The sequence below is a fragment of the Kribbella sp. NPDC049227 genome (assembly GCF_043197265.1).
GTDB lineage: Bacteria > Actinomycetota > Actinomycetes > Propionibacteriales > Kribbellaceae > Kribbella.
Window position 1 is genome coordinate 397,328 of record NZ_JBICST010000003.1, and the last position, 12,160, is coordinate 409,487.

Annotated in this window: 12 protein-coding genes; 5 read left to right on the forward strand and 7 right to left on the reverse strand. The window is 68.3% G+C overall.

What is annotated here, in order from left to right; all coding sequences use genetic code 11:
• Nucleotides 1-21: 21 nt before the first annotated feature.
• Genes ACGFH6_RS14190 through ACGFH6_RS14205 form a run of 4 tightly spaced genes read right to left on the reverse strand, consistent with a single transcriptional unit; the run spans nt 22 to nt 4,269 of the window.
• Nucleotides 22-1,683, reverse strand: coding sequence for a cytochrome bc complex cytochrome b subunit (locus ACGFH6_RS14190; protein ID WP_393383648.1), 1,662 nt, complete (start codon nt 1,681-1,683; stop codon nt 22-24).
• A 5-nt stretch (nt 1,684-1,688) separates the two neighbouring features.
• Nucleotides 1,689-2,747, reverse strand: a complete 1,059-nt coding sequence (locus ACGFH6_RS14195; RefSeq protein ID WP_393383650.1) for a Rieske 2Fe-2S domain-containing protein — start codon at nt 2,745-2,747, stop codon at nt 1,689-1,691.
• Entirely contained in the window at nt 2,744-3,610 is an 867-nt protein-coding gene (locus ACGFH6_RS14200; protein WP_393383652.1) for a c-type cytochrome, read from the reverse strand. Before ACGFH6_RS14200 ends, ACGFH6_RS14195 begins: the two co-directional genes overlap by 4 nt.
• A complete protein-coding gene (locus ACGFH6_RS14205) occupies nt 3,607-4,269 on the reverse strand; it encodes a heme-copper oxidase subunit III (protein WP_393383654.1) in 663 nt (220 codons plus the stop codon). The genes ACGFH6_RS14200 and ACGFH6_RS14205 overlap by 4 nt, the downstream gene beginning before the upstream one ends.
• 82 nt (nt 4,270-4,351) lie before the next feature.
• On the opposite strand from ACGFH6_RS14205, the gene ACGFH6_RS14210 reads away from it, so the two are divergent.
• The 3 genes from ACGFH6_RS14210 to trpD are packed head-to-tail and all read left to right on the forward strand — an operon-like array spanning nt 4,352 to nt 6,782.
• The gene (locus ACGFH6_RS14210; RefSeq protein ID WP_393383656.1) at nt 4,352-5,269 is read left to right on the forward strand and encodes a cytochrome c oxidase assembly protein; all 918 of its coding nucleotides are present in this window, start codon (nt 4,352-4,354) and stop codon (nt 5,267-5,269) included.
• A 46-nt stretch (nt 5,270-5,315) separates the two neighbouring features.
• On the forward strand, nt 5,316-5,735 hold the full coding sequence (locus tag ACGFH6_RS14215; protein ID WP_393383658.1) for a hypothetical protein: 420 nt from the start codon (nt 5,316-5,318) through the stop codon (nt 5,733-5,735).
• 6 nt (nt 5,736-5,741) lie between these two features.
• The gene (gene trpD / locus ACGFH6_RS14220; protein WP_393383660.1) at nt 5,742-6,782 is read left to right on the forward strand and encodes an anthranilate phosphoribosyltransferase; all 1,041 of its coding nucleotides are present in this window, start codon (nt 5,742-5,744) and stop codon (nt 6,780-6,782) included.
• A gap of 70 nt (nt 6,783-6,852) precedes the next feature.
• Here trpD and ACGFH6_RS14225 read toward each other — a convergent pair whose 3' ends face one another.
• A complete protein-coding gene (locus ACGFH6_RS14225) occupies nt 6,853-7,671 on the reverse strand; it encodes a hypothetical protein (protein ID WP_393383662.1) in 819 nt (272 codons plus the stop codon).
• Nucleotides 7,672-7,695: 24 nt separating this feature from the next.
• Between ACGFH6_RS14225 and ACGFH6_RS14230 the strand changes: the two genes are divergently transcribed.
• Nucleotides 7,696-8,205 carry a hypothetical protein gene (locus ACGFH6_RS14230; protein ID WP_393383664.1) on the forward strand — a complete coding sequence of 170 codons (510 nt, stop codon included), beginning with the start codon at nt 7,696-7,698 and terminating at the stop codon, nt 8,203-8,205.
• Nucleotides 8,206-8,836: 631 nt separating this feature from the next.
• Here the strand turns inward: ACGFH6_RS14230 and ACGFH6_RS14235 are convergent.
• Nucleotides 8,837-9,541: a PT domain-containing protein gene (locus tag ACGFH6_RS14235; RefSeq protein ID WP_393383666.1), complete on the reverse strand. Its 705-nt coding sequence runs from the start codon at nt 9,539-9,541 to the stop codon at nt 8,837-8,839.
• A gap of 843 nt (nt 9,542-10,384) precedes the next feature.
• Between ACGFH6_RS14235 and ACGFH6_RS14240 the strand changes: the two genes are divergently transcribed.
• On the forward strand, nt 10,385-10,804 hold the full coding sequence (locus ACGFH6_RS14240; protein ID WP_393383668.1) for a hypothetical protein: 420 nt from the start codon (nt 10,385-10,387) through the stop codon (nt 10,802-10,804).
• Between the two features lie 1,016 nt (nt 10,805-11,820).
• On the opposite strand, the gene ACGFH6_RS14245 is transcribed toward ACGFH6_RS14240, so the two are convergent.
• Nucleotides 11,821-12,108, reverse strand: a complete 288-nt coding sequence (locus ACGFH6_RS14245) for an Lrp/AsnC family transcriptional regulator (RefSeq protein ID WP_131351149.1) — start codon at nt 12,106-12,108, stop codon at nt 11,821-11,823.
• Nucleotides 12,109-12,160 lie beyond the last annotated feature (52 nt).

Sequence of the window (12,160 nt, forward strand, 5' to 3'; positions counted from 1 at the left end):
GCCTTTCGGGTGGTGCTGCGATCAGGAGCGGTCGCTGGTGACTTCGCGGTACGTCTCGGTCTCGCTGCTGAGGTCGTGGATCTCGTCCGCGTCGTGAGCGTGCTCGTGAGCCGCCTCCAACTCGTGCGTCGTCGGCTTCTGGATCGCGTCGGCGTAGTAGAAGCGCGACAGGCGGGCACGGAGCTTGTTCAGGGCCCGGCGCGGGGCGCGGACCCCGTTGTCGTCGGTCTCCGGACCGATGTCGAGCGGCACCATCCGGTCGTGCGCCGTGAGGCTGTACGCCTCGTAGTTCGAGATCGGCTCGTGCTTCTCCGTGTACTTGCCCTCGGGGGAGCGGACGATCACACCGGTCTCCAGACCGTGCATCAGCCGGTCGTTGTCCGCGCGCTGCAGCGAGATCGCGACCCGCCGGGTCACCCAGAAGGCGAGCACCGGGCCGAGGAACACCGCGAACCGGAGGAACCAGGTCACGTTGTTCAGCGACAATCCGAAGTGGGTGGCGATCAGGTCGTTGCCGCCACCGATCCACAGCAGCGCGTAGAAGGTGATGAACGCGGCGCCGATACCGGTCCGGGTCGGCATGTTCCGCGGCCGGTCCAGCAGGTGGTGTTCGCGCTTGTCACCGGTGATCCAGCCCTCGATGAACGGATAGAGCGCGACCAGGGTGACGAAGGCAGGAGGTATCAGCAGGGCCGGGATGATCAGGTTCCAGCTGAGTGTGATGCCCCAGAAGTGCGACTCGAATCCGGGCATGATGCGGACCGAGCCTTCCAGCCAGCCCATGTACCAGTCCGGCTGGGATCCCGCCGTCACCTCCGCCGGGTTGTACGGGCCGTACAACCAGACCGGGTTGATCTGGAGCAGTGCACCCATCAGCGCGGTGATGCCGAAGACGACGAAGAAGAAGCCGCCGGCCTTGGCGGTGTACACCGGGAACAGCGGGTAACCGACCACGTTCTTCTCGGTCCGGCCGGGACCGGCGTACTGCGTGTGCTTGTGGTACACGACCAGGAACAGGTGGGCCGTGACCAGGGCAAGGATCAACCCCGGGATCAGCAGCACGTGGATGGTGAAGAAACGGGAGACGAATTCGTCACCCGGGAACTCGCCGCCGAAGATGAAGAAGTTCAGGTACGTCCCGATGACCGGGGACGCCCCGATCATCCCCTGGGTGATGCGTAGACCGGTGCCGGACAGCAGGTCGTCGGGGAGGCCGTAGCCGATGAAGCCCTCGATGATGCCGAGGAACAGCATGGTGAAGCCGATCACCCAGTTCAGCTCACGCGGCTTGCGGAACGCGCCGGTGAAGAAGATGCGCAGCAGGTGCACCATCATCGCGGCGATGAACAGGACCGCGGCCCAGTGGTGGATCTGCCGCATCAGCAGACCGCCGCGGACGTCGAAGGTGATGTCCAGCGTCGAGGCGTAGGCCTCGGACATGTGCAGGCCCTTGAGCAGGCTGTACGAGCCCTGATACTCGACCTCGCCCATCGACGGCTTGAACCAGAAGGTCAGGAAGATGCCGGTGAGGATCAGGATGATGAAGCTGTACAGCGCGATCTCGCCGAGCATGAAGGACCAGTGGTCCGGGAAGACCTTGCGCAGGTTCTTCCGGCCGATCTTCGCGATCCCGAGGCGATCGTCGAGATATTTGACCGGTGGCGGGAACTCTGTCTTTGACATTGCTGTCACCCTCGTTCGAAGAAGCTCGGGCCGACCGGCTCGGTGAAGTCGCTCTGCGCGACCAGGTAGCCCTCTGCGTCCACTGCCAACGGTAGCTGAGGCAGCGGGCGGGCCGCAGGTCCGAAGATGACCTTGGCGCCGTCGGCCAGGTCGAAGGTCGACTGGTGGCACGGGCAGAGCACGTGGTGGGTGGTCTGCTCGTACAGGGAGATCGGGCAACCGACGTGGGTGCAGATCTTCGAGTAGCACAGGATGCCGTCGACACCCCAGTTCTCCCGGCCGGGAGGCGTCTGGATCTCGCTGGGCTTGATCCGGACCACGATCACCGCGGACTTCGCCTTGGAGTTCTGGTACTCGACCGGGCTCTCCTCCTGCAGCGCGGCCAGGTTCGCCGGTGCGGCGTTGACCAGCTGGCCGACGATCATGTCGGACGGCTTGATCGGGCGGTCGGTGACGTCGTTGACGACGCGGATGCCCTTCGCCCAGATCGTGTGGTAGAGCGCACGCCCCGGCAGCGGACCGAGGTCACGCAGCAAGACGATCGCCGGCAGGCCGAGCAGGCCCAGTCCGGTCAACAGCCCACGGCGGATCAGCTTGCGCCGGGTGAAGCCCGACTCCGCCACACCCTGCTGGAACGCGTCGGAGATGTCGGCGATCTGCTCCGGCGAGGAGTGCGCCGGGTGCCGGTCCTCGGCGATCTCCTCGTCCACCATCAGCTTCTTGGCCCACTGGATCGCGCCGGCGCCGAGCAGGAACAGGGCCAGGCCGATGCACAGGCCGATGACCATGTTGTTGGCGTTGCCGGACAGCGGCCCGAACACGAGGTTGGCGTCGCGCGGGATGGCGAAGTACGCCACGCACGACCCGAGGGCGAGCAGACCGGCCAGGGTGAACATCGCCGAGACCTGACGCTCGACCCGGTCGGCCGCCTTCGGGTCGATGTCGGTGATCCGGTACTCGTGCGGCTCGATTCCCGGGTCGGGGATCGGCTCCGCCACCTGCACCTGACCGCCGTGCTCGTCGCCGTCCGTCGTGGCCGGCAGGTTGTCCTTCTCGTCACTCATTCGGCCTTCGCTCCCTTGGCCTTGACGCCCTTGGCGCCGATCCACACCGCTACACAGACCAGCAGGCCGATACCGACCAGCCAGCCCCACAGACCCTCAGAGACCGGGCCGAGCCGGCCAAGACCGAAGCCGCCCGGGTCCTTCTGCTCCTGCAGCGCGTGCAGGTAGGCGATGATGTCGCGCTTGTCCTCCGGCTGCAGCACCTGGTCGGAGAAGACCGGCATCTGCTGCGGACCGGTGAGCATCGCCTCGTAGATGTGCTTGGGGTCGACGTTCATCAGCGACGGCGCGTACTTGCCGTTCGGCAGTGCGCCACCGCGGCCGGCGAAGTTGTGGCACGCCGTGCAGTTGGTCCGGAACAGTTCGCCACCGCGGGTGATCTGCTCGTCGGTGGCCTTGCTGATGTCGTACGACTCCTGGGCCGGAACCGCCGGGCCGGGGGCGAGCGAGGCGACGTACGCGGCCAGGGCCTCGATCTCCTCCTGCGTGTACGCCGGCGTCTTGCGCGGCACCTGGGCACCAGGCTGCATGGCGGGCATCCGGCCGGTGCCGACCTGGAAGTCGACGGCGGCCGCGCCGACCCCGATCAGCGACGGGCCGGCCATCTTGCCCTCGCCGTTCTCGCCACCCTCGGCGTTCAGGCCGTGGCAGCTGGCACAGCCGACCGCGAAGAGCTTCTTGCCCTCTTCGATCTGCTGGGACTGGGCCGAGTTGTCCGCCACCGCGTCGTCAGGGGCGAACGCGGCGTACGCCGAGCCCACTGCCAGGAGGCCGAAAAGAAGCACGACGAGGCCGGCGGACCGGTGCCGTCGTCGCGCGGAGAGAAAGCGCGCCGGTGACAAGGAAGGTCTCTTCTCACTCATTTGAGCAGGTAGATGGTCGCGAACAGGGCGATCCAGACCACGTCGACGAAGTGCCAGTAGTACGACACGACGATCGCCGAGACGGCCTGTTCGTGGGTGAACTTTCGAGCCATGTACGTCCTGGCGAGGACGAACACGAAGGCGATGAGGCCGCCGGTCACGTGCAGACCGTGGAACCCGGTGGCCAGGTAGAAGACCGATCCGTACGGCGACGACGAGATCGTCATGCCCTCGTGGACCAGCTTCGCGTACTCGGTCACCTGGCCGGCGATGAAGACCGCGCCCATCAGGTACGTGAGGATGAACCACTCACGCATACCCCAGGACCGGATGTTCGCGAGTGCGCCGGACCGGCCCACCTTGCCGTGCTCGGCGGCGAACACACCCGCCTGGCAGGTGAACGACGACGCGACCAGGACGAACGTGTTCACCGAGGCGAACGGGACGTTCAGCAGCTCGGTGGACGTCTGCCACAGCGTCTCCGTACCCGGAGCGGCGGCAGCGGTCGTGACTGACCGGATGGTGAAGTAGGCCGCGAACAAGGCGGCGAAGAACATCAGCTCGCTCGAGAGCCAGACGATCGTGCCGACACTGACCATGCTGGGACGGTCGTGGTGTCCGTGTTCACGAGACGCTGGGAGCGCGGTTGCAGTGGCCACGCGGTCATTATGTCGTTCCAGGTATCGACCGCCACGACCACCCCCATGCATGTCGTCAACTCGTTGTTCTTACTGTGGAAGCGTGCTTCCTCTCCACGCCGGGCCCGGCGACCAGATCGAGCCGTTCACCGCGCTCCGATTGCTGACGGGCTGGACCTTCGAGCCGGTGTTACTCGGCGTGATCATTGCCCTTGGCGCGCTCTATCTGTACGGCGTCCACCGGCTGCACAAACGGGGTGACAAGTGGTCCCGATGGCGCACTTTCGCCTTCGTCGGACTGGGGCTGGGAAGTGCCGTGATCGCCACCCAGTCGGCGCTCGGCACCTATGACACGGTGCTGCTCAGCGTGCACATGGCCCAGCACATGGTCCTGTCGATGCTGACGCCGCTGATGCTCGCGCTCGGTGCGCCGATCACGCTGGCCCTGCGGACCCTGCCGCAGCGACCGCGGAAATGGTTGCTCTCCGTGTTGCACTCGCGGTTCGCGAAGGTGCTCTGCTTCCCGCTGATCGGCTTCACCCTGTTCGTGCTGAGCCCGTGGGCGCTGTACTTCAGTGGCTGGTACGACGCCACCTTGCGGTCGGCCCCGTTGCACGACTTGTTGCATCTGCACTTCATCCTGGTCGGTTCGCTGTTCTTCTGGCCGCTGCTCGGCCTCGACCCGGTGCCCGGCCGGGTGATCTACCCGTTCCGGTTGATGCTGGTCTTCCTCACGCTGCCGTTCCACGCCTTCCTCGGCATCACGATCATGTCCGCGAACAAGCTGATCGCCGAGGACTGGTACACCAGCTTCGGCCGGTCCTGGCCGCCGTCACCGCTGCACGACCAGTACATCGCCGGCGGCCTGCTGTGGGGGTCCGGCGACATCGTCGGGGTGGTGTTCTTCGCCGTGCTGTTCGTCCAATGGGTGCGTGAGTCGCAGCGCGAAGCCCGCCGCGAGGACCGCCGGCTGGACCGGTTGGAGGAACAGGCTCGCCGGGCCGGACAGGCACCCCGGTAGCATTCGCCGTGTCCAGTCTTCTTAGAACACAGCTTGGGATGGATCGATGAGTTCAGAGCGTCCGCTGAAGGTGCTGGTCTACAGCGACGACCGCACGACGCGGGAGTCCGTCCGGCTGGCGTTGGGCAAGCGGCCCGCCGCTGATCTGCCCGAGCTCGAGTACGTCGAGTGTGCGACCGAGCCGGCCGTGATCAAGTTCATGGACAAGGGCGGGGTCGACCTGGCCATCCTGGACGGCGAAGCGGTTCCGGCCGGCGGCATGGGCATCGCCCGGCAGCTGAAGGACGAGATCTTCCAGTGCCCGCCGATCCTCGTCATCACCGGCCGTCCGCAGGACGCGTGGCTGGCGACCTGGTCGCGGGCCGAGGGAGCGGTCTCGCACCCGATCGACCCGGTGCGGATGGCGGAGGTCACCGCGGACCTGCTCCGGCAGCGGCTGGCCACTCTCCCCGCCACCACCGCCTGACGCACCATGCCTGCCTACACCTGGCCCCAGGTGCTCAATCCGCTGCTGCGGCGCGAGGACCTGGAGGCGTCCGCCACCGCGTGGGCGATGGAGCAGATCCTGTCCGGCGCGGCATCGCCGGCCCAGCTCGCGGGGTTCGTGATCGCGCTGCGGTCCAAGGGTGAGACGGTGACCGAGGTGGAGGGCCTGGTCGCGACGATGCGCGACTTCGCCACCCGGGTCTCGGTCCCGGGCCGGACCCTGGACGTGGTCGGTACCGGTGGTGACCAAGCCCACACCGTGAACATCAGCACGATGTCGGCGATCGTTGCCGCGGGTGCCGGCGCGAAGGTGGTCAAGCACGGCAACCGTGCGGCCTCATCGGCTTGCGGTGCGGCCGACGTACTCGAAGAGCTCGGGATCCCGCTCGACCTCACCGCGGCGCAGGTGGCGGAGGTGGGGGAGCGGGCTGGGATCACGTTCTGCTTCGCGCCTGCGTTCCACCCGGCGCTGCGGCATGCCGCCGTACCCCGGCGGGAGCTCGGCGTACCGACGACGTTCAACTTCCTCGGCCCGCTGGCGAACCCGGGTGATCCGTCCGCGCAGGCTGTCGGCGTCGGGGACGCGCGGATCGCCGGGCTGATGGCCGGGGTGCTTGCGCGGCGGGGGATCGACGCGTTGGTGTTCCACGGTGATGACGGGCTGGACGAGTTGACCACCCGGACCACGTCGCAGGTGTGGATCGTTGGTGGAGGAACGGTCGAAGGGCCGTTCACGGTCGACCCGCGGGAGCTGGGGATCGAGCCGGTGACCGCGGAGGCGCTGCGAGGCGCGGATGCTGCGTTCAACGCGAAGGTTGTACGGGCGCTGCTCGAGGGTGAGCCGGGTGCTGTGCGGGACGTCGTACTGCTGAACGCGGGTGCCGCACTGGCGGCGTACGAGCCGACCGAGGGTTCGATCACCGCGCGGATCCGGGCCGGGATGGATCGGGCCGCAGAGGCGATCGACTCGGGTGCGGCGAAGGAGACTCTGGATCGGTGGATCGCGGTCTGTGCCGAGGTGCGCTGACTGATCTGGCTCAGGCCGGCCGGGGGAGTTCCCCGGCCGGCCTTTCTGCTTGTCCAGCGCCGTCTTCCGGCTAGCCGTTGATCTTGATCTGCTTGACCTTGTTGCGCCAGATCTGCTGCCAGGCCGGAGTGCTGCCGGCGATGTCGGCGATCGACACCATCGCGGTCCCATCGCCGCGGTCGACCACGACGATCATGATCGTGGAGAACGTCTCCTTCAGCTTGGGCACACTGACCGCCACCTTGGTGGTGATCTCGTGCCCCTTGTGGCCGTTGATCGTGATCGCCTTGTGCGTGGTGCCGGACAGCTTCGCGTCCTTCGAGTACAGGCCGACGATCGCCCGCGTACCCGCCTGGACCGCCGCCTCCTTCAGGCCGGCCGGCGTCGTACTGAACTTGATGTCCGGGGCGAGCTGGCCGAACGAGACATAGTTGCCCCAGTCGACGCCCTTCTGACCGGTGTAGTCCTTGTGGACGACGAAGAAGATCGCGGCGCCGCCGTACACACCGGACCGCTGCGCGTCCTGATTCTGCCAGGCCGCGCTCATGATCGGCATCGTGTCGTTGTTGGCGGCAACCAGTTCGGTACCCAGCACCTTGCCGATCGGTGGTGGCGTCTCCGACGGCTTCACGGACGGGGACACCGTTTGCAACGGCTTCGAGATCCCTGTCGGCAAGGCGACTGGGGTGACTGCGTCTGCCTTGGTCCAGATCCAGCCGACGCTGAGCCCGGTCGTCGCCAGGGCGGCGACCACCAGCACCAGAGCCCCGATCAACCGAGCCCTGGCAGCGGTGTCCAGCGACGCCGCGCCACCACTACTTCGCCGGCGCCGGGGACTCGTGATCCCATACTCCTCGTCCCCACCCTGCCCGTACGGCGCCTGTCCCACGTGCTGCCCGTACGACGATTGCCCGTGCTGCTGTCCGTGCTGTTGGCCGTGCGACGGCTGTCCCGCGTGCTGGCCCGACCCCGGCTGCCCGTACGGCGGCTGTCCAGACTGCTGCCCATACGCCTGTCCGGACTGCTGTCCGTACGCCTGGCCGGGGTGCTGTCCGTACGGTGCCTGCCCGGGCTGCTGTCCGTGGGACGCCTGGCCGGCGTGCTGGCCCGGTCCCGAACGCCCGGGATCCTGCGCGGCCGCGGCCTGCGGCTGCTGCCCCGACGGCTGCCCGTACCCGTGCTGCCCTGGGCGCTGCGGCTGCGGCGACTGCCCCGACTGCTGTGCCTGTGGCTGCTGCCCGTACGCCTGCTGCCCTGGACGCTGCGCCTGCGGCGGCTGCACCGGAGGCTGCCCGGAGTGCTGCCCGTATGGTGGTTGACCCGGATGCGGCGCCGGTCCCGACTGCTGGGCCGGCCCCGGCTGTGCTGCGGATACCGGCCGTTGCGGCTGGCTGCCGTACGGCTGCTGACCTTGCTGAGGTGAGGCCGGGGGCTGAGCAGCGTGCTGCGGTCGGCCCGGCGGCTGGGACTGTTGATAGCCCGGCTGCTGGTTAGCACCCTGCTGAGTCGGCTGCCCGGCTCCGGGCTGTCCGCTGTTCGGCTGGCTCTGCGGCTGCCCGCCGTACTGCTGCGGCTGTCCGCCGTACTGCGGACTGGGCTGATGCGGCTGGCCGTACGGCTGTCCGTGCGACGTACTGGACGAACGTGGCGGCGGGGGAGGAGGTGGCGGCGCCGGAGCGGGGGACTGACCGAACAACGGATCAGACGACCCACCCAGCCCACCGGACGACCCACTCAGCGGCTCATGATCCAGCGGGTCCGGAACCGAGTGACGCCGGTCCGCGGCCGACGGCGGCGCGGACGTGAACCACGCATCCGGTGCCGGCGGCGCGGGCGACGTACCGGACAACGAGTCACCCGCACCAGACTGCCCAAATGACTGACCCGCCCCGGACTGCCCGAGCGACCCACCCGCGTCGTACGGCCCGAGCGGATCTCCTGACGAGGGATCGCGAGGGTCGCCGTCCGGCCTGTTGTACTCGGCGGGCGGTTGCGGTGGTGCGCTGTGCCGCGCCGGAGGGCGCTGGGGCGGTTGTGGGGTCTGGTCTTCGTTCTCAGCCAACGTTGATTCCCTTGTAGGCCTGGCTCTCGGCGGTCCTCAGATCCGGCCGGTTGATCGGTATGTCGCTGATGTACGCGACAGCGGTACCGTCACCGAGGTCGAAGACGGCCACCGTTAGCGTAAGCATTCGGGCGGTCAACTGCGTCGACTTCGCGGTCACTGTCTGCTGGATGAACCACCCCGACTTGCCGGACCGCGTCACCGCCCCGCTCCCGGCGCTCTTGAACGTGACCGGTACGTCGCCGTACATCGACGTCTGCACCTCGCGCGACAGCCACGCCGCGGTCGCCTTCGGGTCGCCGTTGAAGCCCGAGGCGGTACCCAGCGCGCCGACGAAGATGTCGGCGTACCAGTCGTTCTGGCCGTCGAAGTTCTCCTGCAGGAGCATGTACTGGCCGCTGGAGTTCTGCAGTTGCGCGACGAGCCGCTTCCGGTCGGACCACGGCGAACTCCGGCGCGGGAACGAGATCGCGTCCGACGAGATCCGCTCACCCTCGTGCAACTTCGGATTCTTCGACTGCCCCGGCGTGGTAGTCCCCGAGGCAGTCGGCTGACCCGTCGGCTGACTCGCACTCGGCTCACCCGTCGGCTGACCGGTCGGCTGGTTCTCCGGCCCCGCCTTCTCGTCGTCCCCCGACGTGATCACGAAGAACCCAGCGATCACCAACATCACGCACGCGACAGCCCCGCCCACCATCAACCAGACCTTGCCCCCAGGCCCACCAGACTTCCCCTTCCCCCCACGAGCTCCACCCCCAGCCCGAACCCGCCAACTCTGCCCCTCACTCCACCCACCAGCCCCACCCTGCTGCCCACCACCCGATCCGTCAGCCCCACCCTGCCGCTGACCCCACCCATCAGCTCCATCCGCCTGTTGCTGACGGCCCCATCCGCCAGCCCCACCTTGCTGCCCACCCCAGCCGTCACTGCCCGCCCTACCCTGCTGCCCACCCCAGGCATAACCGCCCGCCTGCCCGCCTCCACTCCATGCCCGGCCACCAGCCACCCCAGCGTCAGCACCCTCCTGCTCCCGCCGCCCCCAACCCGCGCCCTCAGCAGCCTGCCCGCCACTAACCCCCGGCTCCCCATCACCCGCCGGCGTACGACCCCAAGGCCCAGCAGTCACCGACCCACCACCCGCCGCCGACTTACCACTCCCGGTCGCCCCACCACCCGCCTGCCCACCACCCCAAGCTCCACCACCCGTCTGCCCGCCACCCCACGCCTCGGCCTGGCCGCCGGCCTGCGTTCCACCCTTCGAGCCGTCACCACCGGTCGCCTCGCCGTCACTCGGCGGCCCGGCCTTCGCCTGGTCACCAGCCTGTTGTCCCCACGCCCCAGCGCTGCTCGGCGCGCCGTTGTCGTCTGGCTGCTCTCCGCGTTCCCAAGCCGCGTCGCCCGTCGGCTGTCCGCCCCACGACCCACCAGCTGCCTGCTCACCGCTGCGGGCTGCGTCAGCTGTCGCGCTTCCCGGAAAGAAATCGCCGCTGAGGGACGAATTGTTTCCGGTAAGCGGGCCGGTTGGGGGCAGATGTGGCTGATGGCGGCGATCGGGTGGTTGATGCGTTGCTGGTGGGTGGGGCGGAGACTGCTCGGCGGGGTCTTGACCACCGCCAGCCTGCTGTTCACCACTCCACGGCCCGGCGGTCGCCGGATCACCGTCGCCCGGTTGCTGATGTACGTCGTGAGCCGATGGGCCAGCGCTTGGACGTGGGTCCTCCGCGTCCGTCTGGTCGTCGGGGTCCGTCGTCGCGTTCCGCGCTACGCCCAATGGCACAACGTTGGTGGGTTGCGGATCGTCGGCTGCCTGCTCCGGACGACTGCCCGAGGTCTCGTCGGTGGCCTGTCCCGCACGTGCGTCCGGAGTCTCGGCGGTCGTTGGCTGTGCACCGACCCCGGTCCGGTCGTCCGACTCGCCTGCGCCGGTCGAGTGATCGTCGCTGGTCGTCTGGCCGCGTGACCCGGCGTTCGGCTGGCCGGCGGACTCGTCGGCCTCGCGAACCCACGGGTTGTGGTTCGCCTGCTGGGAGTCGTCGTCGATCGTTGGCTGGGTTGCTGACCCGGCGTCCGCCGGTTCGGCGCTGGCGTTCGTCGGTGCGGCGCGTGTCGGGGCGTCGTCCGGTGCTTGCTGTGCGCTGCCGCGCGGATCAGCGTTGGTCTGGGCGTCGTCGACGGTCGCGTGCTCGGTCGGTGACTCGGCGGTCGCGTCGGTGCCGGCGTTGCTAGTTGTCTGCTCGGCCCGTGGGTCGATAGCTGGGGGTTGCTGAACCGACGGGTTGGTGTTCGTGTCGTCGGTTGAGGTGCGGCCGGTGATCTGTGGGGTTTCGCCCCACCGCTCGGCGGCTGTCTCTTTCGCGGTTGCCTGGCGCGACCGCTGTGCGTCGGACAAGTCGGGCGGAGGCTGCTCGGGGGCGCCGGGGTCTTGCGTGCCGCCCGAGGTCGAGGGTTGCTGGACGCCCCAGAGGCGTTGGGCTTCGCCGGCATCTGCTTGTTGGACTCCCCAGGTTTGACTGGCTTGGTGAGTGGCCCAGTCGGGTGGCTGTCCGGTAGCGTCGTGCTCGGCGTTGGGGTGCTGCGGCTTGAGGGGTTGGACGTTGGCTTCCTGGGGTGCCCACTGGTCGGGTGAGGTGGGGGTGACGAGCTGTGGGTTCCAGGTCGCTCGGGTTCGATCCGATGGATCGAGGTTGGCTTGCGGCGTGTGCTCAGCCGGCTCGCCCGCAGTTGGCGCCGAACTCGTGCTGGTCTCGCCCGCGGCCGGTGTAGAGGCGGTCTCGCCGCCCGCCGGTGCCGGGGTGGTCTCGGCGGCGGGGTCGTCGGGGAGGTCTTCGTGTTCGGTGCTGTTGGTCCATTGGGTCCCGTTCCACCAGCGGATGGTGTTGGGCTGGCCGGTGGGGTCCGGGTACCAGCCTGCGGGAGGGTTGCTCATGAAGTCACGGTAACTTCGCCGCGTGTCAATGGAACGGTCGTTTTACTGCGTCAGATGCCGTCCTCTTGGCCGAGGCTGAAGGCTGCCTCGAGGTCGTGCGAGGAGTACGCCCGGAACGCGATGTGGGTCTCGGTACTGACGACACCGGGGACCCGGTTGACGTGGTCCGGGATGACGGTGGCGAGGTCGTCGTGGTGGGCGACCCGGACCATCGCGATCAGGTCGAGCCCGCCGGTGACGGAGTACACCTCGCTGACACCCTCGATCGCCGCCACCTGCTCGGCGACCTCCGGGATCCGTGCGACGTCGGCCTTGATGAACACGATCGCGGTGACCATGACGTCCTCTCCTAGAGCTCACATCCCAACCTGCTGAAGCATAGTGCGGCCC

Bases quoted from the DNA above. Each gene is read 5' to 3' on its own strand.
- ACGFH6_RS14190 (WP_393383648.1), bottom strand. From the start codon at position 1,683: ATGTCAAAGACAGAGTTCCCGCCACCGGTCAAATATCTCGACGATCGC.
- ACGFH6_RS14195 (WP_393383650.1), bottom strand. From the start codon at position 2,747: ATGAGTGACGAGAAGGACAACCTGCCGGCCACGACGGACGGCGACGAG.
- ACGFH6_RS14200 (WP_393383652.1), bottom strand. From the start codon at position 3,610: ATGAGTGAGAAGAGACCTTCCTTGTCACCGGCGCGCTTTCTCTCCGCG.
- ACGFH6_RS14215 (WP_393383658.1), top strand. From the start codon at position 5,316: ATGAGTTCAGAGCGTCCGCTGAAGGTGCTGGTCTACAGCGACGACCGC.
- trpD (WP_393383660.1), top strand. From the start codon at position 5,742: ATGCCTGCCTACACCTGGCCCCAGGTGCTCAATCCGCTGCTGCGGCGC.
- ACGFH6_RS14235 (WP_393383666.1), bottom strand. From the start codon at position 9,541: ATGGTGGGCGGGGCTGTCGCGTGCGTGATGTTGGTGATCGCTGGGTTC.
- ACGFH6_RS14240 (WP_393383668.1), top strand. From the start codon at position 10,385: ATGGCGGCGATCGGGTGGTTGATGCGTTGCTGGTGGGTGGGGCGGAGA.
- ACGFH6_RS14245 (WP_131351149.1), bottom strand. From the start codon at position 12,108: ATGGTCACCGCGATCGTGTTCATCAAGGCCGACGTCGCACGGATCCCG.